General features: G+C 67.0%; 22 protein-coding genes and 2 pseudogenes. 12 read left to right on the top strand and 12 right to left on the bottom strand.

Annotated elements, in window-relative coordinates:
* The first annotated feature begins 81 nt into the window (after nucleotides 1–81).
* The gene (locus AB0M73_RS20350; protein ID WP_363892498.1) at nucleotides 82–630 is read left to right on the top strand and encodes an Lrp/AsnC family transcriptional regulator; all 549 of its coding nucleotides are present in this window, start codon (nucleotides 82–84) and stop codon (nucleotides 628–630) included.
* Between the two features lie 27 nt (nucleotides 631–657).
* Here the strand turns inward: AB0M73_RS20350 and AB0M73_RS20345 are convergent, their stop codons facing one another.
* Nucleotides 658–1080: a VOC family protein gene (locus AB0M73_RS20345; protein WP_363892496.1), complete on the bottom strand. Its 423-nt coding sequence runs from the start codon at nucleotides 1078–1080 to the stop codon at nucleotides 658–660.
* 44 nt (nucleotides 1081–1124) lie between these two features.
* On the opposite strand from AB0M73_RS20345, the gene AB0M73_RS20340 reads away from it, so the two are divergent.
* Nucleotides 1125–1793 carry a GntR family transcriptional regulator gene (locus tag AB0M73_RS20340; RefSeq protein ID WP_363892494.1) on the top strand — a complete coding sequence of 223 codons (669 nt, stop codon included), beginning with the start codon at nucleotides 1125–1127 and terminating at the stop codon, nucleotides 1791–1793.
* 66 nt (nucleotides 1794–1859) lie between these two features.
* Here the strand turns inward: AB0M73_RS20340 and AB0M73_RS20335 are convergent, their stop codons facing one another.
* The 5 genes and pseudogenes from AB0M73_RS20335 to AB0M73_RS20315 all read right to left on the bottom strand — a co-directional run bounded on the left by AB0M73_RS20335 (nucleotide 1860) and on the right by AB0M73_RS20315 (nucleotide 5696).
* The gene (locus AB0M73_RS20335) at nucleotides 1860–2798 is read right to left on the bottom strand and encodes a LysR family transcriptional regulator (RefSeq protein WP_363892492.1); all 939 of its coding nucleotides are present in this window, start codon (nucleotides 2796–2798) and stop codon (nucleotides 1860–1862) included.
* Nucleotides 2799–2936: 138 nt separating this feature from the next.
* Nucleotides 2937–4007 carry a hypothetical protein gene (locus AB0M73_RS20330; RefSeq protein ID WP_363892490.1) on the bottom strand — a complete coding sequence of 357 codons (1071 nt, stop codon included), beginning with the start codon at nucleotides 4005–4007 and terminating at the stop codon, nucleotides 2937–2939.
* Between the two features lie 26 nt (nucleotides 4008–4033).
* A complete protein-coding gene (locus AB0M73_RS20325; protein ID WP_363892488.1) occupies nucleotides 4034–5068 on the bottom strand; it encodes an SAM-dependent methyltransferase in 1035 nt (344 codons plus the stop codon).
* Nucleotides 5069–5091: 23 nt separating this feature from the next.
* Nucleotides 5092–5178 (bottom strand): annotated as a pseudogene (locus AB0M73_RS20320) (hypothetical protein); the annotation flags it as partial.
* A gap of 149 nt (nucleotides 5179–5327) precedes the next feature.
* Nucleotides 5328–5696 (bottom strand): Imm1 family immunity protein, encoded by a 369-nt coding sequence (locus AB0M73_RS20315; RefSeq protein WP_363892713.1) that lies wholly within the window; start codon nucleotides 5694–5696, stop codon nucleotides 5328–5330.
* 357 nt (nucleotides 5697–6053) lie between these two features.
* Here AB0M73_RS20315 and AB0M73_RS20310 point away from each other — a divergent pair, with 357 nt between their 5' ends.
* From AB0M73_RS20310 to AB0M73_RS20285, 6 genes are all read left to right on the top strand, one after another.
* A complete protein-coding gene (locus AB0M73_RS20310) occupies nucleotides 6054–7532 on the top strand; it encodes a helix-turn-helix transcriptional regulator (RefSeq protein ID WP_363892486.1) in 1479 nt (492 codons plus the stop codon).
* A gap of 448 nt (nucleotides 7533–7980) precedes the next feature.
* Complete coding sequence (locus tag AB0M73_RS20305; protein WP_363892484.1) at nucleotides 7981–8322, top strand: WhiB family transcriptional regulator; 342 nt, start codon at nucleotides 7981–7983, stop codon at nucleotides 8320–8322.
* Entirely contained in the window at nucleotides 8322–8657 is a 336-nt protein-coding gene (locus tag AB0M73_RS20300) for a hypothetical protein (protein ID WP_363892482.1), read from the top strand. The genes AB0M73_RS20305 and AB0M73_RS20300 overlap by 1 nt, the downstream gene beginning before the upstream one ends.
* Nucleotides 8654–9397, top strand: coding sequence for a hypothetical protein (locus tag AB0M73_RS20295; RefSeq protein ID WP_363892480.1), 744 nt, complete (start codon nucleotides 8654–8656; stop codon nucleotides 9395–9397). Before AB0M73_RS20300 ends, AB0M73_RS20295 begins: the two co-directional genes overlap by 4 nt.
* Complete coding sequence (locus AB0M73_RS20290) at nucleotides 9394–11814, top strand: FtsK/SpoIIIE domain-containing protein (protein ID WP_363892478.1); 2421 nt, start codon at nucleotides 9394–9396, stop codon at nucleotides 11812–11814. Before AB0M73_RS20295 ends, AB0M73_RS20290 begins: the two co-directional genes overlap by 4 nt.
* Before the next feature lie 660 nt (nucleotides 11815–12474).
* Nucleotides 12475–13518 carry a hypothetical protein gene (locus AB0M73_RS20285; RefSeq protein ID WP_363892476.1) on the top strand — a complete coding sequence of 348 codons (1044 nt, stop codon included), beginning with the start codon at nucleotides 12475–12477 and terminating at the stop codon, nucleotides 13516–13518.
* Between the two features lie 324 nt (nucleotides 13519–13842).
* Here the strand turns inward: AB0M73_RS20285 and AB0M73_RS20280 are convergent, their stop codons facing one another.
* Entirely contained in the window at nucleotides 13843–15387 is a 1545-nt protein-coding gene (locus tag AB0M73_RS20280; RefSeq protein WP_363892474.1) for a recombinase family protein, read from the bottom strand.
* A gap of 151 nt (nucleotides 15388–15538) precedes the next feature.
* On the opposite strand from AB0M73_RS20280, the gene AB0M73_RS20275 reads away from it, so the two are divergent.
* Together AB0M73_RS20275 and AB0M73_RS20270 are read left to right on the top strand one after the other, a co-directional pair.
* A complete protein-coding gene (locus tag AB0M73_RS20275; RefSeq protein WP_363892472.1) occupies nucleotides 15539–15835 on the top strand; it encodes a muconolactone Delta-isomerase family protein in 297 nt (98 codons plus the stop codon).
* A gap of 65 nt (nucleotides 15836–15900) precedes the next feature.
* Nucleotides 15901–16914: pseudogene (locus AB0M73_RS20270) on the top strand (YbfB/YjiJ family MFS transporter); the annotation flags it as partial.
* Nucleotides 16915–17055: 141 nt separating this feature from the next.
* Here AB0M73_RS20270 and ppdK read toward each other — a convergent pair.
* The 3 genes from ppdK to AB0M73_RS20255 all read right to left on the bottom strand — a co-directional run bounded on the left by ppdK (nucleotide 17056) and on the right by AB0M73_RS20255 (nucleotide 21856).
* Entirely contained in the window at nucleotides 17056–19737 is a 2682-nt protein-coding gene (gene ppdK / locus AB0M73_RS20265; protein ID WP_363892470.1) for a pyruvate, phosphate dikinase, read from the bottom strand.
* 206 nt (nucleotides 19738–19943) lie between these two features.
* A complete protein-coding gene (locus AB0M73_RS20260) occupies nucleotides 19944–21197 on the bottom strand; it encodes an MFS transporter (RefSeq protein ID WP_363892468.1) in 1254 nt (417 codons plus the stop codon).
* Between the two features lie 26 nt (nucleotides 21198–21223).
* Nucleotides 21224–21856: a class I SAM-dependent methyltransferase gene (locus AB0M73_RS20255; RefSeq protein ID WP_363892466.1), complete on the bottom strand. Its 633-nt coding sequence runs from the start codon at nucleotides 21854–21856 to the stop codon at nucleotides 21224–21226.
* A 58-nt stretch (nucleotides 21857–21914) separates the two neighbouring features.
* Between AB0M73_RS20255 and AB0M73_RS20250 the strand changes: the two genes are divergently transcribed.
* Nucleotides 21915–22502, top strand: coding sequence for a TetR/AcrR family transcriptional regulator (locus AB0M73_RS20250; RefSeq protein WP_363892464.1), 588 nt, complete (start codon nucleotides 21915–21917; stop codon nucleotides 22500–22502).
* A 73-nt stretch (nucleotides 22503–22575) separates the two neighbouring features.
* Here the strand turns inward: AB0M73_RS20250 and AB0M73_RS20245 are convergent, their stop codons facing one another.
* On the bottom strand, nucleotides 22576–23280 hold the full coding sequence (locus AB0M73_RS20245; protein ID WP_363892462.1) for a glycoside hydrolase family 75 protein: 705 nt from the start codon (nucleotides 23278–23280) through the stop codon (nucleotides 22576–22578).
* Between the two features lie 459 nt (nucleotides 23281–23739).
* Entirely contained in the window at nucleotides 23740–24906 is a 1167-nt protein-coding gene (locus tag AB0M73_RS20240) for an FAD-dependent monooxygenase (protein WP_363892460.1), read from the bottom strand.
* A 138-nt stretch (nucleotides 24907–25044) separates the two neighbouring features.
* Between AB0M73_RS20240 and AB0M73_RS20235 the strand changes: the two genes are divergently transcribed.
* On the top strand, nucleotides 25045–25725 hold the full coding sequence (locus AB0M73_RS20235; RefSeq protein ID WP_363892458.1) for a TetR/AcrR family transcriptional regulator: 681 nt from the start codon (nucleotides 25045–25047) through the stop codon (nucleotides 25723–25725).
* Nucleotides 25726–25767 lie beyond the last annotated feature (42 nt).

Below are 25767 nucleotides of genomic sequence, written 5' to 3'. Positions count from 1 at the left end.
ATTGCCAGGAGAGCTCCGCAACTGACCTTACATATCGGCCATCAAGGCGTCCAGACACCAATCAAGTGACGGAGAGTTACCATGGAGTGGGTCAAGCCGCTCGGCGGCATCGGCGAACACGCGGCGGCGGCCGTCGAGCCGGCCCAGCTGGACGCCATCGACCTGCGGCTGTTGCTGCTGCTCAGCCAGGACGCGCGGATCTCGCAGCGCAGCCTCGCCCGTGAGCTCGGCATGTCCGCGCCGGCCGTGGCCGACCGGATCGCCCGCCTGCACCGGCAGGGCGTCATCGAGGGCTACGGCGTGCGGCTCAACTGGAGCGCGCTCGGCTACCCGACCATCGCCTATCTGACCGTCACCGCCGGCCAGGGCTTCGAGCAGGGCACGATCATGACCAAGCTGGCCGAGCTGCCCGAGGTGGAAGAGGTCATGATCGTCACCGGCGGCGTGGACATGCTGGTCCGGGTGCGCGTGCGCGACCACACGCACCTGCGCGAGCTGCTGATCGACGGCGTGTGGCAGATCGAGGGCGTCCAGCGCACCGAGACCTCCCTGTCGGTGGCCGAGAACAAGCCGAAGAACACCGCCAGCGAGCTGCTGGCCGACATGATCCGCCGCACCGAACAGGGCTGACAACCCCGCCTTCTCGGGCGAGTTGGGTCACTTGGCGAACAGCTGGGCCTCGTCGCGGAACGCCTTGAACTCCAGGGCGTTCCCGGCGGGGTCGTGCAGGAACATGGTCCACTGCTCCCCCGGCTCGCCGGCGAAGCGCTGGTAGGGCTCGATCACGAACTTCGTGTCGACGGCGCGCAGCTTGTCGGCCAGCACCTGGAAGTCCTCGACCGTGAGCACGAGACCGAAGTGCGGCACGGGAACGTCGTGGCCGTCGACCGGGTTGTGGCCGGCCTCGGCGCGGGCGCCGGCGACGACGTGGGTGACGACCTGGTGGCCGTGGAAGTCCCAGTCCACCCAGTGGTCGGCCGAGCGGCCCTCGGACAGGCCGAGCACGCCGCCGTAGAAGGCGCGGGCGCGGGCCAGGTCGTCGACGGGAATGGCGAGGTGGAAGGCGGGGCGCGAGGTCATGTCCCCACCTTGCGGGCTCCATGTTCGAATGTCAACATTAGGACATGAGCCTGCCCAGGGCCGCCCGCCGCGGTCTCGCCGAGGAGTCGGCCGACCGGATCCGGGACGCGATCTTCGACGGCACCTTCCCGCCCGGCACCCCGCTGCGCGAGGTGGACCTGGCCCGCGACCTGGACGTGAGCCGCGGATCGGTGCGTGAGGGGCTGGCGCTGCTGGAGCGCGAGGGCCTGGTGCACAGCGCCTGGCACCGCGGCACGACCGTGATCGACGTGACCCCGCGCGACGTCGAGGAGGTCTACACGGTCCGGGCCGCGCTCGACCGCCTCGCCGCGCTGACCGCCCTGACCACGGCCTCCCCCGACGACCTGGCCGCGCTGGACGACATCGTCACGGCGATGGCCGCCGACATCGACCGCGGCGGCCCGCACCTGTTGGCGCTCGACATCGCTTTCCACGACGCCGTGTACGCCGCCAGCGGCAACAGTCGGCTGGTCCAGGCCTGGCAGGCCGTCCGGTCCCAGGTGTGCCTGTTCCAGCTGCGGCGAATCGCCGCCGCCCCGGAGGACTACCTCGCACGACTGGTGGCCGAACACCGGGAGTTGGCCGCGCTGATCCGGGGTGAGGAGCCCGAACTTCTCGCGCGGACAGCCGAGGAACACGTGCATTCCGCCCGTCGCGCCCTGCTGGCCCATCTGGCCGGGGAGAACCATTAGTCCACAGTGGACAGCCGCAAGACCGCGACGCGGGCATCACCGACGCGCAGCGCAGCCCTACCCCACTCACACCAAATACGGATCATCCACCGGCAACCACCCGTCCAGCTCACCGTCGCCCCAAGCCTCAGCCCCACGCATCACGGCCTCCACCGTGTCGAACACCGCCCGCCGCACCTCCTCCCGCCGCCACACCAGCGACCACGTCCACAGCGGCGTCGGCTGCACAATGGGCCGCCGCACGAGATCCGGTGGCAGCAGCACTTCCTGCCCCTTGGGGGAGTTCAAAACCGGCCGGCGCAGACGCCGGACGTGGTCGACGAAGGCTTCGCCGGTGATGCCGCCGTCGGAGATGCGCACGATCTGCGCGCCCGTGTGCCGGGCGAACTCCTCGGCGTAGGCGTTCCACGAGGACCAGGAAGTCTGGTCGTCGTCGACGGGCACGAGCACGTCCGAGGCACGAACGGGACGCTCGTCCTCGCCGACGGTCACCGCGTGGAGGCGGTCGACGCCGAGCAGCCGGGAGGCCAGTGCCAGGCGTTCGAGGTCGGGCTTGCGGATCCAGCAGATGGCCAGGTCGAGGCTGCCTTCGGCGACGCGGGCGGCCTGGGCGTGGGAGGGCACGACCCAGGTGTCGATGATCAGCTCGGCGGCGGGGGCGGCCCGCGCACGGAGGTCGGCGGGTCGCCAGTTGACGTAGCCGAGGCGCACCTGCTCGGTGCCGGCCAGGCGTCCGGCCCGGCGTTGGAGGTCCGCGGCCTGGTCCAACAGGGCCTTGGTGTGGGGCAGCAGGGTGGCACCGGCCTGGGTGAGGGCGACGCCACGGCGGTTGCGCTCGAACAGCACGACGCCGAGGTCCCGCTCCAGGGCCTTGATCTGCTGCGACAGCGACGGCCCGGCGATCAGCAGGCGCTCGGCCGCCCGCCCGAAGTGCAGCTCCTCGGCCACAACCACGAATTTTCTAATGCGCTCTAGGTCGAGCGTTGACCTGCTGTAATCCGTCACAGCTCCTCCTAGGCCCAGGGCGGGGCACCGACACGACTGAAACGATCATGCGGCGGGCCGCTGTGCTGTTCCCTCCCATCTTGCCGTGCAGCGTGGACCGGATGCGATCAGCGGTCAGCCTCTGCTGGTAGGCGGTTCTCAACTGGCGAACGCCGCCGGTTTGGCTGGCCTCGGGTGGGGTGAGTCCATCACGCGGTCCAACTCCGCCCATGCGGCTTTTGTGTCGATCCGTGTGAACGGTGGCGGCGCGGTCAGTGGTGCCCGGTGAAGAACGACACGCACCGTTGCCGCCCCGCCCGTGCCCTGAGCCGTGATCGTGATGGTTTCGTCGCCCGTGGGCGTCACGATGAACTGGTCGCCTGGCAGGCCGGTCAATGGGTGGACAAGCGCGGTGGCGACCTGGGCCGCCGTGCGTCCTCCGGACCAGCTCACGCGGAGACCGGTGGAGCCGTCGGGTTGGATGGTCAACCACACGGTGGTGCCCAGAATCCGGAGGCGACGCAGGAGCGCGCTGGCTACTGGCACCGGCCCGGGGACGCGACCGGCCGCGATCGCCGCGCGTTCCAATTGTGTGACTGGCGTGTCGAACGGCACCGGCCACTCGTGGCCGGTCACCACGCGGGCGAAGCCGAGCATGCCGGCCCAGCGGTTATAGGTGGTGCTCGACAGCGAGACGGACCCCGGCGAACTGCTGTCGGCAAGATGGAGCAGCACATTCCGGCGGCACATCCGTGCGCGTAGCCCGGCGAGTCCGTGCACCGTGCCGTCCACAACGCGGGGCAGGAGGGTCGCGATCATCAGTGGGGCGGACGCACGTAGGTGGAGCACGGTCTGTGTGCCGTCGCTGTCCGGACGGACCATCATGCACACCGGCATAGGCGCTTCCACGGTGGTTTCGGGCCACTGGTACGGCGCGATGTTGCCTAGCGCGAACAGGATCCCGGCTTCCAACTGCTGTTGGGTGGGCTCGGTTGCGTCGGCCAGCAACGCGCGCCGGATGTGATTGTCCAGCGGCACAAGGGAGTTCTCGCCAAGCAGACGGGTCTCGAAGCCGCCGTTCAGGGTCTCCAAGATCGCCACGCGGTCGTGTCCGGTCAACGAGCGGAGACCGGATTCGACAGCAGGCAACAAAGAGGAGTCGGTTTCCCCGGTGTAGGACCGGCGCAGCAAGGCGACCCGGTTGACGAGAGAGAGGCGGTGCGGAGGCATGGAAAAGAGGCTCCAAGCGTTACGTATCAGGACATGTAGGCCAGCGCCGCGAACGCCAGCGACTCGGCGGGGTCGCCGATGTCGGCCCAGTGCTCCGGTCGCCACTGCGGCGTGTAGACGACACCGGGGAACACCAGGTGATCGAACGGAGCGAGCATCGCGGTGATCTGTGACCGGGACCGTAGGTGCAAGGTGTTCTGCGTCTGCTGGTAGATCTGCACCACGTCGGCGAGCCGGTCGGGGTAGTCGGAGGCTGTGGCGTGTGAGAGAGCGAGATAGCTGCCCGAGGCCAAGGCGTCCGAGTAGGCACGCACGATCTCTTCAGGGCGGTGCTCGTCGGGGACGAAGTGCAGCACGGCACACATCAGCACCATCAGCGGTTGCGAGAAGTCGATCAGTCGTTTGGTCTCCGGGTGGTGAAGGACGCTGTTGGGCCGCCTGATGTCCTCACGGACACAGGTGGCGTGCTGGTTGTCGCGCAGCAGGTCCAGACTGTGGGCGACGGCGACGGGTTCGTTGTCGACGTAGACCACGCGAGCGTCCGGCACGGCGCGTTGGGCGATCTCGTGCACGTTCCCGGCCGTGGGCAGACCGGAACCCAGATCGAGAAACTGTTGGATCCCTCGCGTGAGGCCGTATTCGACGGCACGGCGTAGGAAACTGCGGTTGTGTCGCGCAGCCTTGCGCGCCTCGGGCTGCGCTCGCAAGACCTCTTCGGCCTTGATGCGGTCAACCTCGGTGTTGTGCGACCCGCCGAGGTACCAGTCGTACATGCGTGCGGCACTTGCGTTCTCCATGTCCACATCGGGTGGTTTCCACGAAGCGTTGCGGGTCCACTCGGGCGGATTGTGATCGTCAGAGGTGCTCATGCTGATCTCCCGTGATGGCGGAACTATTGCCCGAATCGTGTGGCGCGTCACGAAGACCTGTGCTTGCTCCGGCATGATGCAGGCGGTGCCGATTGAGTTGCGACTGCTTGGCAAATTCCAAGCCCTGCAAGGGAAACGTGGGTGCACTTCTTGGCTTCGTCCCAACAGCCGCGGCATGTCAACCACGTCCACTCGGGTGACGTTGAGCTGAGCCGTTGCGCTGGCACTGTCACACGCTCGCCGATCAGCGTTATGACTTCCGTGCCCGGCGTCACTGGGCCACCGGGCACGGCGTGTCGCATACCGTTGGCAGGCAACCATCGAAAAGTTCTGACCACAGGTCCAGTCATTCCGTCTCACCTCCCCGGTAATTTGGCCCTACCGAACCCCAAGTGCGGACATAGGCAGCGAGCCACAAGGAATCAATTTCGTGGCACAAGAAAAGCAAAGGTCAGTAAATGTCGTAAGGTCGCCACTCAATACAAGTCGGCCGAGTTCGCGTCTTTAGCCACTCAGCCAAAGCCCTTCGCGCGTCCGCGATGGGCACAGCCGCTGTACGTGGAAATATTGAGCCAATGGCTCCATTGAAAATTAGAAATACGTCCGGAAGTGGACGTCTCGGGTTGAACGAGTTAACTACGGGGTGTTCCGGATCGTCGTGATCCATATAGTTCAATGCCGCGTAGCCTGCGGACGGTGAAGCACTGACTCGCATCTGATGGTTGGGGAACGGACCGTCCCTGCTGGTGCGAAATTCGATGTCACCTACGGACAGGACGGACTCCCAATCGGAGTGCTCGATGCTTAAAATCTCGTCCATGAGGGCAAGCGACTCGGTCATACCGTGGGACACTTGGGCCACACCAGTTGAAAGCAATGCCGTGACTATCATGCGCACGGATTGGCAGCCGCTTCAGCGTCTGTTGTGTTCATTTCAGCTTCTTTCTCCATGTCCCCAACGGGTCGGCATTCTCTAGACGTCAAGTAAATTAGCGATCTCAATAATCGCGACGCCTCTGCTTGCGGTCTATATCGATCCGCGCATGGGCTATGCCGGCGAAGGAATAACCGCAGGCCCGGCGCCGGTCGGCGCCCTAAGTTTCACCCCACTGGTGGGTACCTGTGCTGCTATGTACGCTGGCCAGTGGGGATGTAGGCGCGGAGACTCGGAGATCACATGAGTTCACTCGGCCACCAGGGGAATCAGGAGGCCGCCGCATCGGGCGGACGTGGCTGCCAGGGCTGCGGGACGCAGCTCGCAGCCGACAACACCGCACGTCTGTGCGGCCGGTGCCACAGGGAACAGCGTGATCAGCTTCGCACCCCGCCCACACAGCTTAGGGACGAGTTTTTCGAGACTGACGAATTTCGTGCGGCATTCGAGAGTCAGCACATCGGCAGGATTTTCAGGGCGTACCGTAACCATCCTCGACACCTACAGCTGTTCGGCAAGGCTCTAAACCAGGAGCTACTTGGCCGATGGCTCGGTCTGACGCAGGCTCAAGTAAGCAAGCTTGAAAACGGGAAGGCTGAGCAGAACCTTGAAACGCTCCGCAGCTACGCCCGGGCGCTGCACCTCCCACAACACATGCTTTGGTTTGACTTTCCAGGCCAGAGTAGACTACAAGTCGTCGGACGCCAACATCCCAATGGTGCCAACAGTGGCGTTGTGGTTGCGCAAAATCGAGACGAAATCCTTGTTGCAAACACGGGCATGGACACGCTTGAGCTGATTCAACGCCTGCGGTCATCCTCGATTAACCCGGCGACGCTCGATGCCCTCAATATCACCGTTGAACAATTGTGTTGCGACTATGCACACAGGGATGCTTACGACCTAATGAACACGGGGCGGGATTGGCTGGGCAAGGTGACAGAATTGCTCGACAACCGCCTCACACTGGCCCAACATCGTGAAATACTCAACAATGCGGGCATGCTCTCCCTTCTTGTCGGTTGCCTTGAGTATGACGTGGGCGACGCCCGTTCAGCTGAAGCGACTCGACGGATGGCGCTAGAACTGGGCAGAGACTCGGGCGAGCCAGCGATTATGGGATGGGGCTACGAAATGCTGGCCTGGTTTCACCTGACCGCAGGAAACTACCGTGCGGCCATTTCGGCGGCCGAGACTGGCATCGCGCTGGCACCGTCACATTCTGTGGCCGTCCAACTCTTTGGTCAGCAGGCTAAGGCTTACGCCCGTATGGGTATGCCGAAAGATGTGCACGCGGCGCTAGAGAACGGTCGCGAACGGCTCGATATGCTTCCTTACCCCGAAAGGCCGGAGAACCATTTCGTGGTGGATCCGGATAAGTGGGACTTCTATGCGATGGACACCTATCGGATTGTTGGTGAAGATCAGCTGGCGGAGCGCAACGCGCAAGAGGTAATCCGACGTAGCATCACCCCCGAGGGGGTCGTCGTCTCCCCTATGAGAAGTCAGGAGGCGCAACTGACGCTCGCCGTCATTGCTGCACGGAGAGGCGACATCGAAGCCGCCAACGCGCTGGGCATCGAGGCGTTGCAGAGCGGCCGTCAGAGCCTGCCTTCCCTGGTCATGGTCGGCAGCGAACTTGCGCATGAGCTGGAAACCTACGGCCCGGGCGCTGGGGCGGACTTCCGTGCGCTGCTGCGTGAAGTTATCGCTCAACACTAGATCAACAACGGCCGTGAGCTGCGTATGAAGCTAGCACTCATCGTACGGCAAAGATCAACATTCTCGCCATGCATATATGGGCGGCAATATTCCTTTTCGGAATGTTGCCGCCCTTAAACACGTCCGCCACCTGGGATATTCTCGACCCGACATTCCGGTATTCCCATCTCAACATAGTGGTTGCCGCCTCCTGACGGCTTACTTGATTGCAGCGGCCCGCAAACCGGCGGGGCGAAACCATCAAGTAAGGACCAACCATCATGAAGTATTCTCGTTCTGATCTGATTTCTGTCGGTAAAGTCGCATGGCTGACTGGATGCAGCCAGGCCAGCGTATGCCGTGCTGTCCGGATCGGTCTGTTGCCGGCGGTCCGACGGCGTGGCCAGTTGATGATTCCCGCCTGTGTTGTGGCGCACCTTACGGACGGCCCCGTTGGGGGTGCGTCCCTGTGAACCATCAGCACTTCGCAGCGGTCGCCGCTGAACTGGACGACTACGTGTCGGCGTCAGAGGAGGAGTTGGCGCACGCTGTGCGCTATCAGGGGTCGTGTGGCTGGGTGGACACCAGCGGCGAGACACCCGAGTGGACCGGCGACGATGACGCCGATCGTGCACTGGCCGAGCCGATCTGCGCCGGGTGCCCGGTGCAACGGGAGTGCCTGGAGTGGGAGTTCCGGACTCACGGCTACGCCATCGGCAGCGTGTGGGGGCCGCTGAGCCCGGCTGACCGGCGGGCGGTCTATCTGCATTGGCGGGACCGGCGGGACACCGGACGGGCGGGTGGTCGGTGATGACCACGCTCAACTTGAGCCCAGTGGACATCATGGCCGGGGTCGGCGCGCTGCTGGTGTTGCTGTGGGTGTGGCGGGCCGGTGCGCGTCGGGCGAAGGCTGCCGCCGAGGCGACGCGGTCGGCGGCGCGATTGGTGTCGCTTTTCGGGCGGGTGTCATTCACCGCCGGCCTGGTAGCCGGCGTGCAATGGGTCGTACTCGCCCACAGCCCGGAACTGTGGCTGACCCTGGTCGTGCTCGGGGTGCCGGCGCTATTCGCCTCCTACACCATCACCCGCGCGTTGACCGTCACCACGCACGACATGCCGCGCCGCCGGGGCGGTGGTCGCCGATGACCGCATCCGAGACGGAGGAGCAGGTTCGGCGGCCGGTTCGTCCTGCTGGGGCCGAACCGGTCGAACACGTCGCCGCCGAGGTGGACCGGCTGTGCTGGACGGGGATTCTGTTGGGGCTGGCGTTCACGATGGCCAACGTTCAGCAGTTCGCCGCGAACGGTGCCGTGGTGTGGTCGCTGCCGTGGTGGTCGGCGTGGCTGTTGGACCCGATGGTGTCACTGGTGTTGTTGGCGATCCTGCGGGCCGAGCAGGTCACCGCCCGGTACCGGGTGCGGACCGGTGGATGGGTGCGGGCGGCGAAGTGGTTCACGCTCGCGGCCACCTACGTCATGAACACCTGGCAGGCGTTCACGGCCTGCTCCCCGGCGTTGGTGGTGCTGCACTCGGTGCCGCCGCTGGTGGTGTTCGTCGCAGCCGAGGCGGTCACCGATCTGCGAGACAAGTTGGGCCAGGCGATCACGGCGGCGTTCATGAACACTGCGGACACGGCGGTGCCGGCGGACACGGCCGTGCCGGCACCTGCGGTGCCCGATCCGGCGGTCGACACCTCAGCGCGGTCGGGCGGGCGGACGTCGTTCGCTCAGTACCTGGCTGTTGCTCAGGCCGCGTGGACGCCGGACGTGGTGATCACACCCGCGTGGGTGCGCGAGGCAACGGGGTGTTCACGGGGTCTGTCCTCCCGGCTGGCGCGAACGCTGGCCGCCTCAATGGCCGAACCGAACGGGGGTGCTGGCCGATGACCTCCGATCGAGACGACCACGACGTGAACGGCGCGGTGAACGGTGCCGCCGATCATCACGGCAGCGCCGTGGAACGGAAAGTGTTTGACGCGGATTTCGCCGAGGACACCCGCTCCGCCGCTGCGTTGGCTCGTCTACCCGAGAGGGGCCGCGCGGGTAACGCCGGGGCGGCCATGACGCGGTTGGCTGGTCTGGTGTGGCGAGTTCTGGCCACGCGGGCGCGGCGGGTGTGGGAATCGTCTTCGGGGCGGCGTGTGCGGGCGGTGGTGGCCTACCGGGTCCGGAAGGCACCGGCCGATGCGGCGCGGCTGGTGTGGTTCGTGGTGCGGGGTCACTGGCGGTGGCTGGTCAAGTTCTGGAGTTGGGCCACCTACGCCGATCTTCGGGCCGACGCGCGGCGCGCTCGGTTGGCCGGGGACTCCGCCGCGCGCCGCGACGCTCAGGAGTTGATCCGCTCGGACGCCACCGCGCGGTGGGCGAAGGTCGGTATCGCGGTGCGGCGCGCGGTGATCGCGGCACGGTTGGTCGGCCCGGTGGCCGTGGTCCTATGGATGGTGGATTCCTTTGTGAACCGTTCGTCGATGTGGCCGTGGTTGGCCGGCCTGTACTCGTTCATGGATGCCGTGTGGGCGGCTTTCCTTTTGGTGGAACCGATTTTGGCGGCCGCGGCGCCGATGGTGTGGGTGGTCGCTTCGGCGTTCGAGGGCCGCGACAAGGTGCCTGGCGCCGGGTGGCTTGTCCGTCCTGATCGGACAGATGCTGACTCGTGGGTCGATGAGCGGATGATCTCGAAGGCGTTGGCGCACTTGGGAATCACTCCGTTAGATCGGTTCTATAAGGACGGTGGCGAGCTGGTCTACCCGGTCGCGGCCCGCAAGGACGGTGACGGAACGTTCGCTCAGATCAGGCTACCGATGGGTGTAACGGCGGACATGGTCGCCGCGCGGCGCTCGAAGCTGGCCGCCAATTTGGGGCGCGCGTCGCTGGAAACGTGGCCCACCAAGGGAGATGAGGACGGAATCCTGGACCTGTGGGTCGCGGACAAGGGCGTGTTGCGGGGCGGTGCCGGCGAATGGCCGTTGGTCGGTGATGGGCAGGTCGACCTGTTCGAGGGTGTCCCGTTCGGCCTGTCGCAACGCGGCCTGCTCATCAACGCTCCGTTGATCGGCGTCAACTGGCTGATCGGCGGCCGGCCCGGACAAGGCAAGTCGTCCGCGCTGCGGACTCTGTTGCTCGGTGCGGCGTTGGATCCCACGGCCGAGTTGTGGGTGTTCGTGATGGGCCAGTCACCCGACTTCGACCCGTTCGCGCCGCGTCTTGCCCGCTACCACATGGGAATCGACGACAGCGTGGCCGAGGCCGCGACCCAAGCGTTTGAGGATCTGCTGTCCGAGATGGAGCGTCGCGGGAAGTTGTTGGGTGAGCAGCCTGGCCGGCCGCCCAAGGTGTCCCGCAAGTTGGCCGACAAGCGGGCGCTCGGGCTGCATCCGTTGGTGTGCGGGATCGATGAGTGTCACGAGTTGTTCCAACACCCCCGGTTCGGCAAGAAGGCGGCCGAGTTGGCGGTTCGGTTAATCAAGCGGGGCCGCAAGTACGGCATCGTGTTGTTGCTGGCGACCCAATCGCCCACCAAGGACAGCATCCCGCGTGAGGTCACCCGCAACGTGTCCTGTGGGGTGGCGTTCTCGGTGGCCGATCAGGTCGCCAACGACGGCCTGTTGGGGTCGGGCAAGTACGCGGCCGGCATCCGCGCGACCGAGCTGCGCATCAACACCGACCGGGGAACCTGCGTGGCGGTCGGCATCACTGACGAGACCTTCGAGTTGGTGCGCACGTTCTACGTGCCGTTGGAAGACGGGGCCGACGACGTGTCGCCGGTCATCGCCCGCGCGATGGCGTTGGTCGAGGAAGTCGGCCGCGCGATCGAGTCCAGCGCGCGACCGGCGATCGGACCGGCCTCGGCAGAGGTGGACCTTCTCGCCGATCTCGTGGAGGTGATGCGGCGCGGACGCCGGGTGCGCACACAGGTCGTGCTGTCGCGGCTGGCCCAACACAACCCGGGCGAGTACGAGGGATGGTCGGCCGGTGACTTGACCGCCGCGCTCGCGGAGATGGGCATCGTGCCGCGTAAGTCCGATGGCTTCATGGTCGTGCGCGCCGAGGACGTGGACGCCGCGCTGTCCGTCCGCGAGACGGACGCATCGGACAGGGAAGCGGGCGGGGAGTCGTCAGGGAGTCAGGGAGTTCTCCCTGATGACTCCCTGGCCGAAACTCCCTGCCCTGACCTGCGCAAACGCCCGTCAGGGAGGCAGGGAGGCCGCACCGCGCGAGGCAGCGAAACCCCCCGAAATCGGGGTGCGCGGGGGAAGTTTCCCGACTCCCTCTCTGACGGCCCGCCACCGGCCGAGGGGAGGTGACACACCAGTGACCGACCACCCCACACGTCATCCGAAACCGAGCACACCACCCCTACGCAAAGGCAGCGACCATGACTACCACCACCACAACGGCGACCGGCACGACACGACCGAGGACAGCAGGCACACCGCACCCGCCGACGCCGATCACGGCATCCCGGGGAACAACCCGACCAGCGCGCGGCACGTCGGCCCCGACGACCCGGAAACACCGCCGGACGCCGCGTCAGTGCCCCAGCCTCGACCGGGCACCGCCCGACACTCTCAGCCGCCCACACGGGCGGCAGCACGCCGCAGGGCGGGTGACCGTGCCACTGGGGAGCCCAAACCCGGCACAAGCGATCTGAGCGTGCCGATCCCGACGCCACAGCAGTGGGCGCGGCAGCAATTGGCCCATGCTCCTCTACGGTCCCGTGCGTGGGCGCGGTCAGTCGCGGCACTGTATGGGCTGGAACTTCCCGAGGAGTAGCCGCAGCGCAGTGAGGGGCGGTCAGCGTTACGTGCCGACCGCCCCCTCATGCTGCTGTCACGTCGTCGTTGCTCTCCCTGCCGGACGACCTGGCGTGTTTGAGCGGTCGCCGAAGTGGCCCGGTATGAAACGCACCTTCGGCCCGGCGCGCCATCCAGGCAGGCGGATAGGCGTCGCATTAGCATCAACGAGTGCGAACCAAACAGCAGATGGAAGCAAGAATCACATTCGAAGTGGAACAATCAAGAAAAAAGAATAGAGGCGACGAAGACCTATTTGTCGAGCTAAAGTCAGAACTTCCAGATGCTGACAGAAAGACCGCAAGACGCATTGCGGCGCTTTGCAACGCGGCACGCGGAGACGAAGTGGTCTGGATTATTGGCATCGACGGCAAAGACGGCACCGTGCAGGGATTGGAATCGACCGACCTCCAAGCATGGTGGCCAAAGATCGAGGGCTTTTTCGATGAGGTGACTCCCGAAATGAGGGATATTATTGTATACGTAGCTGACGGCCAAGCCGTTATTGGACTATTCTTCACAACTGACCGTGCGCCGTATGTCATCAAGCAAGCAGGCGGGGATCCTACAGACTTTGAAGTTCCATGGCGCGCGGCAACTAGAACGAGATCAGCCAAGCGGCGAGAACTTTTGCAGATCCTCATCCCCGCCGTCAGTCTTCCGGAAATCGAAGTACTCAACTACGAAATTCGCGCCACGCGCAAGCCGACGATACCGTCAAATACCCTGCAAAGACCTCCATCTCCGCCAAAGGTGAGTGTTGAACTGAGCGTAGAAACGTATTTCAATGTACACGGACCCGTCAATTTCCCAGAACACCGCCGGTCCGGCACGATAAAGCTTGGAGAGCTGGAGTTCGACTGCGGGGTAACTTTCGACCACCGTCGATCATCCACCGCGATAATCCACAATCCGGGGGTCGCAATCGTCACCCAGGCCACCCGGGTATCCATCAACGGGTGGCTAACCTTGAGCAACGACCTTGACGAGGATCTAAAGGCCACAGTCGGACAGCTTCGGGACAGCAAAACAGCAGAATTTACAATTAAGCTTGGAGTTGACCAGGTCACACAACCAGTGGTAATTCACGGCGAATTGCGGCAGACACCCAAAGCTGCGAGCTCTGAACCTCCCCCCACGGCTGATGTCTACTTCGAGGTCAACCACTGGGTTCCCCAACATCACGTTTCGCTTAACGAGGCAGAGACACCCTAACTGAGTCGACCCGCGCCAGCGTTGCCGAGTCAGCAGCTATCTACAATTTGGAGTTGCCCGATGAGTCGCCCGCGCCGCCATCGGACTGTCGACTGGACCGCCCTGAATGTGGTCAGCCTTCACCACGTTCGGGGCTGGCGGGCCGGGACGGGCCCGCCGGGCGCGCTGCCGGCAGGCCGCGTTGTGGTAGCGGGCCGGTCGACCACGGCCAGCACCGGCGGGAAGGGGCGGTCCGCACCCGGCGCACGTCATGGCGCACCCCCTTCGTTTCGTGACAGGTGCGTGACGACCGGGCGAGGCTGCCGCGCGATGTCACGAAACGCGTCACGGATTGTCCCGGAAAATCGGCGTGAGCTGATCAGGATGGAACCGCACACCCTTGCCGGCCACGCCGATCACCACGGCCGTCAACGTCCGCGCGACCGCCGCTTGCCGCTGTTCCATACTGAAACTCGGCTTCTTCCACTCCTCCGCCAGGTTGGCAATGACTTTCTTGCGCGCGTCCTGACGCGAGGTGTACTTACGCTGTTCGCGCCGCAGGCTGGCCTGTGTCGTTTCCATCCGGGCCAGACTCGGGAAATGATGCTCCGCCGAGTACCCGCCCGCCTCATACCTTCGTATCGACTCGTCGATACGCGCTTGAAGGCCGGCAAGCTCTTTCTCTTTCGGCCACGGTGGCAAGTCTTCCACTTTCAGCGATTCGATACGCTGATGGTCCGCGATGACCAGTGCTGTGATGTATTTGTCGATCGGCCGAGCGTCCCGCCTGATACCGGCACACCCACCCTGCCCCTTTGACGGACACCGGTAGACGGGGACCAGTTCCCCGGTCTTCGTGTCACGGCGAGTCGACCCGACCATGCGCGCGTTGCACTTGCCACACCGCACGAACGGGGAGAGCAGGTGCTTGGTCCGGTGGCCGGTGCCCTTGCCGGTAATCCGTGAGTGTTCGCTGTCCTTGGCCGGTCCCCACGCACGCACCACTTCCGCGTACTCGTCGTCCGTGAGGATCGCCTCCCACTTGCCCCGCACAGGGGTTCCGGACTCGTCCCTCAGGACGTCACCGCGATACACGACAATGCCGCACATGCGTGGCCGCGTGAACATGTTTCGCACGGTCGCCGCGCGCCATTCCACGCCCGTGACGGTCGGGATCTTCCGGTCGTTCCACTCCCGGGCGAGCGTCAGTGGACTCACGCCGCCCCGGATGCGTTCCAACGCCTTGCGAATGTGCGCCGATTCGCGCTTGTTCAGCGTCGTCCGGTCCTTGCGCCAACCGAACGGCCGATTCGGGCCGCCGTGGTTCTTGCCGGCACCCGCCGCCCTCCGCTTGCCGTCAATAACACGACGCGACGTGTTACGCGACTCGTTGTTGCGCTGGTTGACCAGATTTCGGGCGGCCGAGATACCGGCGTCAGTGGACAGGTCGATGTTGCCGGTCATGCTGACCACGTACACGCCGTACAACTCGACAGCGTCGATGAGGTCTTCCAGGATGCGCGGGTCACGCGTGGCGCGGTCGATGTCCACCACCGCCAGCGCGTTGGCCTCACGCCGTCGCAACCCGGTCAGGATCGCTTCCCAGTCCGGCCGCACCACGCGGTACCCGTAGGTGCCGTCCGGCAGCAGCACACGCCGCCGCTTGAACGACGACACGTTGGGCTCCGGAACCTCGCGAGCGACCCGCCCGCCGATCCCGGCGACGAACTTCCGAAGGTCACTCAGTTGGTAGTCAACCTGGCCCTCACCCGGCGCGTCCTGTCCGGGCGTCACCCTCGACTCACGGGCCGACAGGATCCAAACTAGCTGGTCAGGGTCGTGCTGGATCAGCGTCCGACCCCGCTCACGGCGCGGCTGCGAAGCTCCCATGCCACCGAGTGTGCACTAGAAGATGCGTAGCTACGGCGACGAAGTACTTCAGCTGGCGTAGCTCCACAGCCCGATCCTAGGAGGCTGCGCCTATCACAGGCGAGCCGGCCGGTCGTGGCGTCGACGCAGGCCAGGGGCCCAGGATGGAGGCATGAAGGACTTCGTCGTCACGATCACGACCACCATTCCGGACGGCACGGACCCGGCGGAGGTGGACCGCCACCGGGCGGCCGAGCACGAGCGGGCCAAGGAGCTGGCGGCCAGCGGGCACCTGTACCGGATCTGGCGGCCGGCCGGGGAGAAGCGGAGCATCGGCATCTGGCGCGGCGAGGACGAGCGGGACCTGCGCGAGAACGTGCTCGGCACGCTGCCGCTGTGGCCGTGGATGCACGCCGAGATCGTCGAGCTGGAGGCGCACCCGAACGACCCGGTGCTGAACCAGTGGTGACCGTCGCCGAATCCGGGCCGCCCTGGCGGCACGTGGGACGGTCGGCCGCGGCGTTGGCGGCCAGCATGGGCATCGGACGGTTCGTCTACACGCCGATCCTGCCGCTGATGACCGCCCAGGCCGGCCTCACGGCCCAGGGCGGGGCGGCGCTGGCGACGGCCAACTACGTCGGCTACCTGGCTGGTGCGCTGGCCGGGGCGTTGCCGGTATTCCGCCGGCCGGCCGTGGCCCGGGCGTCGCTAGTGGTCATCGTGCTCACGCTGGCCGCGATGCCGTTGACCCACAACGTGATCCTCTGGCTTGCGCTGCGCCTGATCGCGGGGATCGCCAGCGCCGTCACGTTTGTCGCCGCTGTGGGCTCCGTGCTGCACCACCTCCGCGAACATCCCGCACACCTGCCGGGCTGGGCCTTCGGCGGCATCGGCGGCGGCATCGCGATCTCCGGCGTGCTGGTGCTGATCCTCGGCACGATCGGCGACTGGCGGACGGCCTGGTGGTGCTCGGCCGCACTGGCCGCGGTGATCGCCGCCGGGGCATGGAACATGCGCCCGGAGCCCGATCAGAAGTCCACAATGGACTCAACACGAAAGAGCACCCGCGCATTTGCAGCGCTGTTCACCAGCTACAGCCTGGAAGGTGTCGGCTACATCATCGCCGGCACGTTCCTGGTCGCGGCCATCGACCAGAACTCCCCCGGCTGGCTCGGCAGCGGCGCGTGGGTGATCGTCGGCCTTGCCGCCACGCCGTCGGCCGCCCTGTGGGCATGGCTGGGTCGCCGCCGGTCCCGGCCGTGGCTGCTGGTCGTGGCGCTGCTGGTGCAGGCGGTAGGCGTTGCCCTGCCGGCACTTCTCGACGACACGGCAAGTGCGCTGACCGCCGCCGCGCTGTTCGGCGGCACCTTCATCGGTATCGCCACGCTGACCCTCGCCACCGGCGCCGAGCTGCGGTTCCCACGCTCGGTCGCGCTGCTCACCGCCGGCTACTCCGTCGGCCAGATCCTCGGCCCGTTGGCGTCAGCGCCGTTGCTGCACAACGGATATCGGCCCGCACTGCTGCTGGCGGCCGCGACGCTCGTGCTCGCCGCGGCCGCCGCCGGCGTGCTGGCCAGGCGCTACCCCAGGGCGGCCGTGATGGACCGCCCGGCGGTGCGCCCGGTGAAGACGCAGCCGCCGAGGAACGTGCCCTCCAGCGCCTGATAGCCGTGCACACAGAAGGGCAGATCAGCGTGCGCGTCCGGCCAGCGTGGCGCGGCCCGCCTCCAAGCGGGCGACCGGCACGCGGAACGGCGAGCAGGACACGTAGTCCAGGCCCACCTCGTTGAAGAAGTGCACGCTGTCGGGGTCGCCGCCGTGCTCGCCGCAGACGCCGAGCTTCAGGCCCGACCGCTGGGCGCGGCCCTTCTCCGAGGCGATGCGGACCAGTTCGCCGACGCCGTCCCGGTCGATCGACTCGAACGGGCTGATGCCGAAGATGCCGCGCTCCAGGTAGGCGGAGAAGAACGCGGCCTCGACGTCGTCGCGGGAGAAGCCCCAGGTGGTCTGGGTGAGGTCGTTGGTGCCGAAGGAGAAGAACTCGGCGGCCTCGGCGATCTGGTCGGCGGTCAGCGCGGCCCGGGGCAGCTCGATCATGGTGCCGATGAGGAACTCCAGGTGCGTCGACTCCGACTCCCGCACCTCGCGGGCCACCTGGATGATGTCCTGCTTGACGGTCTCGAACTCCTGCACGTTGGCCACCAGCGGCACCATGATCTCCACCCGCGGCACGGCGCCGGCCTTGATCCGCTGGGCGGCGGCCTCCAGGATGGCGCGGGACTGCATCTGGAACAGGCCGGGAATGACCACGCCGAGCCGCACGCCACGCAGGCCCAGCATCGGGTTCTGCTCGTGCAGCCGGTGCACGGCCTGCAGCAGCCGCAGGTCGTTCTCCCTTTGCTCACCCCGGGATTCGGCCACGGCGACCCGCACCGAGAGCTCGGTGATGTCGGGCAGGAACTCGTGCAGCGGCGGGTCGAGCAGGCGGATCGTCACCGGCAGGCCGTCCATCGACTCCAGCAGCTCGATGAAGTCCTGGCGCTGCAACGGAAGCAGCTCGCCCAGCTGACGCTCGCGCTCCTCGTCGGTGTCGGCCAGGATCAGTCGCTCCACAAGGGACCGTCGCTCGCCGAGGAACATGTGCTCGGTGCGGCACAGGCCGATGCCCTGGGCCCCGAACCGCCGGGCCCGCGCCGCGTCCTCCGGCGTGTCCGCGTTGGTGCGCACGGCCATCCGCCGCACGCCGTCGGCGTGACTGATCACGCGGTGCACGGCCTTGACCAGGTCGTCGGCCTCCGCCATGTCGATCTCGCCCTCGAAGTACCGCACCACCGGGGAATCCACCACCGGCACCTCGCCGAGGAACACCTCGCCGGTCGCGCCGTCGATGGAGATCACGTCACCCTCGTGCACGGTGACGCCGTGCGGCGCACGGAAGACGCGGCCCTTGGTGTTGACGTCCAGCTCCTCCGCGCCGCACACGCAGGTCTTGCCCATGCCGCGGGCGACCACGGCCGCGTGGGAGGTCTTGCCGCCGCGGCTGGTCAGGATGCCCGACGCCGCGATCATGCCGTTCAGGTCGTCCGGGTTGGTCTCGCGGCGGACGAGGATGACCTTCTCGCCGGAACGCGACCACTTCACCGCCGTGTACGAGTCGAACACGACCTTGCCGGTCGCCGCGCCCGGCGAGGCGTTCATGCCCTGCGCGATCTTGCGGCGCTCGGCCTTCTCGTCGAAGCGCGGGAACATCAGCTGCGCCAGCTGCGCGCCGGTGACCCGGGTGAGCGCCTCGTTCATGTCGATCAGGCCCTGGTCGACCAGCTGGGTGGCGATGCGGAAGGCCGCGGCCGCGGTGCGCTTGCCGACGCGGGTCTGGAGCATCCAGAGCTTGCCGCGCTCGACCGTGAACTCGATGTCGCACAGGTCCCGGTAGTGCTCCTCCAGGGTCTGCATGATTCGCAGCAGCTCGTCGTAGACCCGCTTGTCGATCTTCTCCAGGTCGCGCAGCGGCACCGTGTTGCGGATGCCGGCGACGACGTCCTCGCCCTGGGCGTTCTGCAGGTAGTCGCCGTAGATGCCCTGCGCGCCGCTGGCCGGGTCGCGGGTGAAGGCGACGCCCGTGCCGGAGTCCATGCCCAGGTTGCCGAACACCATGGCCACGATGTTGACCGCCGTGCCCAGGTCGGACGGGATGCGCTCCTGGCGGCGGTAGATCACCGCGCGCGGCGTGTTCCAGGAGTCGAACACCGCCCGCACGGCCAGGTCCATCTGCTCGCGCGGGTGCTGCGGGAACGCCCGGCCGGCGTGCTCCTGCACGACCTTCTTGAACACCTCGACCAGCTGGCGCAGGTCGTCGGCGTCGAGATCGAGGTCGCCCGTGACGCCCTTGGCGTGCTTGGCCTCCTCGATCGCGTCCTCGAAGTGCTCGCCGTCGATGTCGAGCACCGTCTTGCCGAACATCTGGATGAGGCGGCGGTAGGAGTCGAATGCGAACCGCTCATCGCCGGCCTGCTGCGCGAGACCGTGCACCGAGTCGTCGTTCAGACCGACGTTGAGGACGGTTTCCATCATGCCGGGCATCGAGAACTTGGCGCCGCTGCGTACGGATACGAGCAGCGGATCGGCCGCGTCGCCGAGCTTCTTGCCCATCGATTGTTCCAGCGCGTCGAGCTGCTTGGAGATCTCGTCGGCCAGCCCGTCCGGGAAGTCCCGGTCGGCCAGGTAGGCCAGGCAGGCCTCGGTGGTGATGGTGAATCCGGGCGGCACCGGCAGGCCCAGCCGGGTCATCTCGCCCAGGTTCGCCCCCTTGCCGCCCAGCAGGTCCTTCATGTCCTTGTTGGCCTCGGCGAAGGCGTAGACGAACTTGGGCATAACAGGGCCTCCTCGGCATGGGCGACAGATCGTCCAGTGTTGGGCCGGATCCGACGCCCCGCAATCGGTCGTGGCCGCGCTAACACCCGTTCGCGAACCGCATCGGTTCAGTTCTCGATACAGCTGGGCGAACGGGTGTAGCGGAGGTCATCACGGGATATCCCCCACTTTCGGAAATGCGCCCACCGAAATCCGGAATTGCCGTGTCAGCGCTTGCGCAGCGCGTGCCAGCCGGCCACGCCCGTGCCGAGGGTGAGCGCCGCCGCCGACATGCCCAGCGACAGGTGCACGCCGACCGCGGAGCCGAGCAGGCCCACCGTGAAGCCGCTGCCGGCGCGCAAACCGTTGGCGGCGACGCCGTACACGCCGATCACCTTGCCCCGATCGGCCGGATTGGCCCGCAGCTGCACCACCGTCTGCCCGATGGACATGGAGGCCAGGTTGGCCACGCCACCGATGACAAGAGCGACGACGGCCAGCGCGTAGCTGCCCGTGACGGCGAAGAACAGGCTGGTCAGGCCGTAGATTCCGGTGCTGACGACAGCTGCTGTCACGCTCGGTTTGATGCGGCCGGTGGCTTCGAGCAGGATGCCGCCGATCACGCCGCCGACGCCGTTGGCGAACAGCAGCACCCCGTAGGCCGTGCCGGCCGCGCCGGCGCCGAGGTCCTGGGCGTAGATCGGCATCGACGTCTGCAGTGACGCGCCGACGAAAAACGCCCCGAGGCCGCCCAGGATGATCATGCTGACGATGGTGCGGTCCGAGCGCACCTCCTTGAACACCCGGATCGAGTCCACCAGGCCCAGCTGGGTGCGCGGCACGCCGCCGTCCCGGCTGTGCCCGGTCACCTTGGTGCGGAACAGGAACAGCGTCAGCGGCAGATAGAACAGCACGTTGACGAAGATGCCGGCCTCCGGGCCCAGCCCCAGCAGCAGCGCCGAGCCGACCACCGGCCCGAACAGGATGCCGAGGCTGCGGAACGTGGCGTTGAGCCGGACCGCGCTGGGCAGGTCCGCGTCGCCGACGAAGTCGTGCAGCATCAGCTGTTCGCCCGGTCCCCAGATGGCGCCGGCGCAGCCGTGCAGCACGAGCAGGAGGCACGCCTCCCACACCTCCAGCGAGCCGGTGAGGAACAGGACGCCCCAGGCCACCGACACCGCCATGAACAGCACCTGCGCCGCCTGGATCACCCGGCGGCAGTCGTGCCGGTCGGCCAGGCCGCCGAAGTACACCGAGCCCAGCAGGAACGGCACCCAGTGGCTGATCACCTCGAAGCCGGTCAGCGCCGGCGAGTGGAACTTCTCCCACAGCACCCAGTACGTGATGACGTGCTCGATGTTGTCGGCCATCATGGCCAGCGCCGCGCCGACCAGGTAGGTGCGGCAGTCCGCGTTGCGCAGGGCCGCGAACTTGCGGGGCGGCGCCGGAACGTGCGTCGGCACGCCGCAGGTGGCGCACATGTCGTTACTCCCCTCTGTTCGGTCGTTCAGACGCGGCAGCTGATCTCCATGCCGTCGGCCACCGGGAACTCCACGCCCAGGTAGCCGTTGCGCGGGTCGCGGACGTGGTCGAGGTACGGGTGCATGGAGGGCATGGTGATGTCGTCGGCCACCACCAGGGCGCCGGGCGCGAGGCGGGGCTCCAGCAGTCGCAGCACGGGCACGCTCAGCTCCTTCCAGCCGTCCACCAGGACCAGGCCGATCGGGCCGGGGACGTCCGCGAGCGTGTCGAGGGCGTCGCCCGCAAGGATCGTCACATGATGGGACAGGTCGGCCGCGTCCAGATTGGCCCTGGCCGCGGTGACCTTGGTCGCACTCAGCTCGCTGCCGTACACGTGACCGATGCCGTTGTCGTGCACCGCGGCGGCCAGGTGCAGCGTGGAGATGCCGTACGAGGTGCCGAACTCCACCACTACTTCCGGCCGGATCGCCCGCACGAGTGAATACAGCAGCCGGCCGCCCTCGGGCGAGATCGGCATGTACACGTCCGCCAGCGCGTCCGCCTTGCCTTGCACGTCCGCGGGAATCTCGCCGTACACCCGTCGGTCGTCCTTCTCCGCCTCGGCGAACAGCGTCGCCAGCACCCCGCGCGTCTTCGGTTCGAGCAGTGTCGATGTCATGACCCGTACAGTAGACGCAACGTTGCGTCTTGTCTACAGCCGACTAGGCTGTGCCCCCATGGGCGCTGATCATCACGGCAATCGCTACGGCCGCAGCGAGGCGGCCCGGCAGGCCGTCCTCGAGGCCGCCGACGACCTGCTCGTCGAGCACGGTTTCGCCGGACTCACCATCGAGAAGATCGCCGCCCGGGCCGGCGTGGCCAAACAGACCATCTACCGCTGGTGGCCGTCCAAAGTGGACATCCTGCTGGACGCCTTCGGCGACGACATGGCCAAGGCCCTCACCCCCGCCGACCACGGCTCACTGGCCGCCGACCTCCGCGAGCACCTCGCCGCCGTCGCCGACTTCCTGACCACCAACGACGCCGGCGCCGTCTACCGCGCCCTGGTCGGCCAGGCCCAGCACGACCCCGCCCTCGCCACCCGCCTGCGCGACACCCACCTCGCCGCCCAGCAGCTGCGCGACCGCCTGCCCTTCGACCGCGCCCTCGCCCGTGGCGAACTCCCCCCGACCCTCGACCTCGACCTCGCCGTCCAGCGCCTCATGGCCGTCGTCCACTACCGCGTCCTGGTCACCGGCGAACCCGTCTCCCGTGAGTTCACCGACCCCCTGGTCGATTCCTTCCTACCGACGCTGCCGCTGTAGCCCCCTTACGCAGGGAAGGACGCCTTACCCTCGTTGAACGCGGGTAAGGCGTCCTTCCCTGCATGGGGTGGAGTCAGTTGCTGCTGAGGAACTGCTGGGCGAACTTGCGGCCCTGGGTCACCGCGTTGCCGTGGTTCTCGATGGGCGAAACCTTGGAGTTCTTGAACACGATGTAGGTGACCTTGTCCGAGGTGCCGCCGTTGGACGGGTCGGGGTCGATGCCGAGGGCCTTGGCCGTGGCGTACGAGGCCTCGCCGATGGAGTCGTCCGGACCCTCGTCGCCGAAGACCGCGTACTCGACGTGACCGTGGTAGATCACCGCGAGCACGTCACCGCCCTTGATGCCGGCACTGCCGTAGTTCCAACGGGAACTGGGCAGCGGGATGACGACGTAGGGCACCTGGGCGGCGTTGAACGGCTTGCCGTCGGACTGGTGGAACGACGTGTCGTCGTAGAAGCAGCAGTCGGTGTTCTCGTTGCACTGGGTCGTGCGCTGGCCGTCGCAGTCGATGGCCATGCCCGAGGTCCAGAAGTAGGCGCCGGTGGCGCCGCAGATCGGGGTCTGGCCGCCGTTCTTGTCCGAGTAGGTGCCGTGGGAGACCTGGTTGCAGTGGGTGGTCTTGGCCAGCAGCTGGGCGGCGGTGGGGTTGCCGTCGTCGGACCGGGGCGCGGCGGCGGCCTGGTGACTCGCCTGCGGCGCCGCGGCCGCCTGGCCGGCGGCCGCGAGCGACGTGCCGAGGACCACCGCGAACACGGCGACCAGCACTTTTCTGATCATGAACTTCCTCCACAGGGAATGGCAGGGGATATCGCGGCGGAGTCAAGGGGCGCAACGGACAGCGCGGTGTCGTGGCAAAAGTTCACGGCGCGGCAAGGGGGCGCCGCCGGACAGGGATCGGCGGCGGTCACGGCCGTTCAGCCGGGTCTGGAGACTGTGTTCCGCGACAAGGGATTCCCGTGTGGCGCGAACCGCGCCGTGCACCGAGCACCCATCAGGATTCCCTCCGCGAAGTCGCTTCGCTTGAGTAGAAATCCCTGTGGCGGCAGTGATTTCCGGTTCGACGGCCGAGGCCGCCTCACATCGGCAGTTAGGAAACCTACCTTCCTAATGCGGGGAGAGTAGCCGCACCCGCCGGGACCGTCAAGGACACGAATCCGAGACGGGCTCAGGGCAATCGGGCCTGTCCGAACCGGACAACAACGCCGGCCGGCCCGACGCCCACGCAGCCACAACGGCTCAGGACACCGGGTAGTCCGGCAGGACAACGTCGCTGGCCAGCTTGGTGGTGCCGGCGACCATCAGCTTCTGCACGGCCTTGGTGCTGAACATGGCGTTGCGCAGCCACAGCAGGGCGGCGTTGGAGGGGGCGAGGAACTGACCGGGGCTGGCGCCCTTCTGCCAACGGCCGGCGTAGCCGCGCATGCGCTGTTCGTACGCGGCGAAGGCCTTCCGGTGATCACCCCGCGCCTGGGACAACTCGCCCGCCAGCACGTAGGCGCCGACGACGCCGGTGCCGACGCCCATGCCGCCGAGTGTGACTCCCCACGCGGCGTCGCCGAGCAGCGCGAAGCGCCCCTTCGTCCACCGCGTCGCCTGCACCCGGCTGATCGAGTCGAAGTACATCTCGTCGACATCGCCCAGCGTGTCGAGCAGATGCGGGACGTGCCAACGCATTCCGCCGAAGGCGTCCCGGATCATCGCCTTCTGGCGGTCCACGTCGCGCCAGTCGACGTCGACCTGCGGGCTGGCGAACACGAACAGCGCGCCGGCCTTGCTCGGCTCACGGAAGTCCGCGCTCACCGCCGCCATCCGGCCCGGCACGTTGTACTGGGTCGACGTCGTGCCGTACCCGCGGTCGTTCGGCAGGTTCCAGCCCGCGATGTAGTAGCCGAGATGCTTGACGTAATCCCGTTCCGGCCCAAAGGCCAGCCGCCGCACCGCCGAGTGCATCCCGTCCGTGCCGATCACCAGATCGAACGTCCGAGACTCCGCCCTGGCGAAGTCGACCCGCACCCCGTCCGCCGTCTCCGTCAGGCCGGTGACGGTGTCCCCGAACAGGTACTCCGCGTGGTCCAGGCTCCGCTCGTACAGGATTCTCGACAGGTCGTTGCGCCGGACCTCCACCTCGCCGCCCGCGAACTCCTCCGGTAAGCGGAAGATGCGCTCGCCCCGCTCGTTCACCGCCTCCATCGCCCCGCCGTGCGTCTGGACCGCCTTCAGCTCGTCCAGCACGCCCAGCGTCTTCAGCACCCGCATGTGCGTCTCGCCGCGGAAGTCCACCGCGAACCCGCTGGTCCGCAGCTTCGACGCCGCCTCGACCACCGTCGCCTCGATGCCGTGCCGCCCCAGCGCCGTCGCCAGCGCCGGCCCCGCCACGCCCGCACCCGAAACCAACACCCGCATGATCGCCTCCCGTAAACCGTGTCCGTAAGACACAGTGTACGATAGACACAGTTTCAGCGGTTGGCAAGGGGCGGTCGGCGTCGGGCCGCTGGGCACTGCACAGTGAGCGGCGGAGAGTCGGCGGATCCGGGAGTGGCGATGGACGCGTTCGAGGTGCTGTGGGGCGAGCGGGGCGCGCCGAGGAGGGGGCCGAGGCCGACGCTGACGGTGGGCGAGCTGGCGAAGGCGGGGATCGACCTGGCCGACCGGGAGGGCCTGGGGGCGGTGACGATGCAGCGGGTGGCGGAGGCGCTGGGCGTGACCAAGATGGCGACCTACCGCTACGTCCCGGGCAAGGACGAGCTGATCGCGCTGATGGTGGACACCGCCATGGGGGAACCGCCGGAGCTGAGCCACATCGACGGTGGCTGGCGGCCGCAGCTGAAGGCCTGGACGATGGCGATGTTCAACCTCATGCGAGCCCACCCGTGGGCGCTGCGGGCAACGGTGGGACGGCGGGTGACGGGCCCGAACGAGCTGGGGTGGGTGGAGAAAGCGCTGGGGGCGCTGGCCGAGGTCCGGATGGACGGCGGCCAGAAGATGGACGTCGTCGTCGCGCTGACGGGGCAGATCCGCGCGATCATCGAGCAGGCGGCGGACACCTCGGAGGAGGACATCGCCGAGGGCTGGGCCAAGGTGCTGGCGACCCGGGCCGAACGGTTTCCGCACGTGGTGAAGGCGCTGGCGGAGTCGGAGCAGCACAAATCCCGCGACCAGGGCCTGGAGTTCGGCCTGGAACGCATCCTGGACGGCGTGGAGCTCTATTTGAGCCGGCAATGACCCCGGCAGTGACCATGGGCGATGACCATGGCCGAGGCGGCC

Source organism: Kutzneria sp. NPDC051319, from assembly GCF_040682195.1.
GTDB lineage: Bacteria > Actinomycetota > Actinomycetes > Mycobacteriales > Pseudonocardiaceae > Kutzneria.
This window is presented reverse-complemented; position numbering and strand designations above follow the sequence as displayed.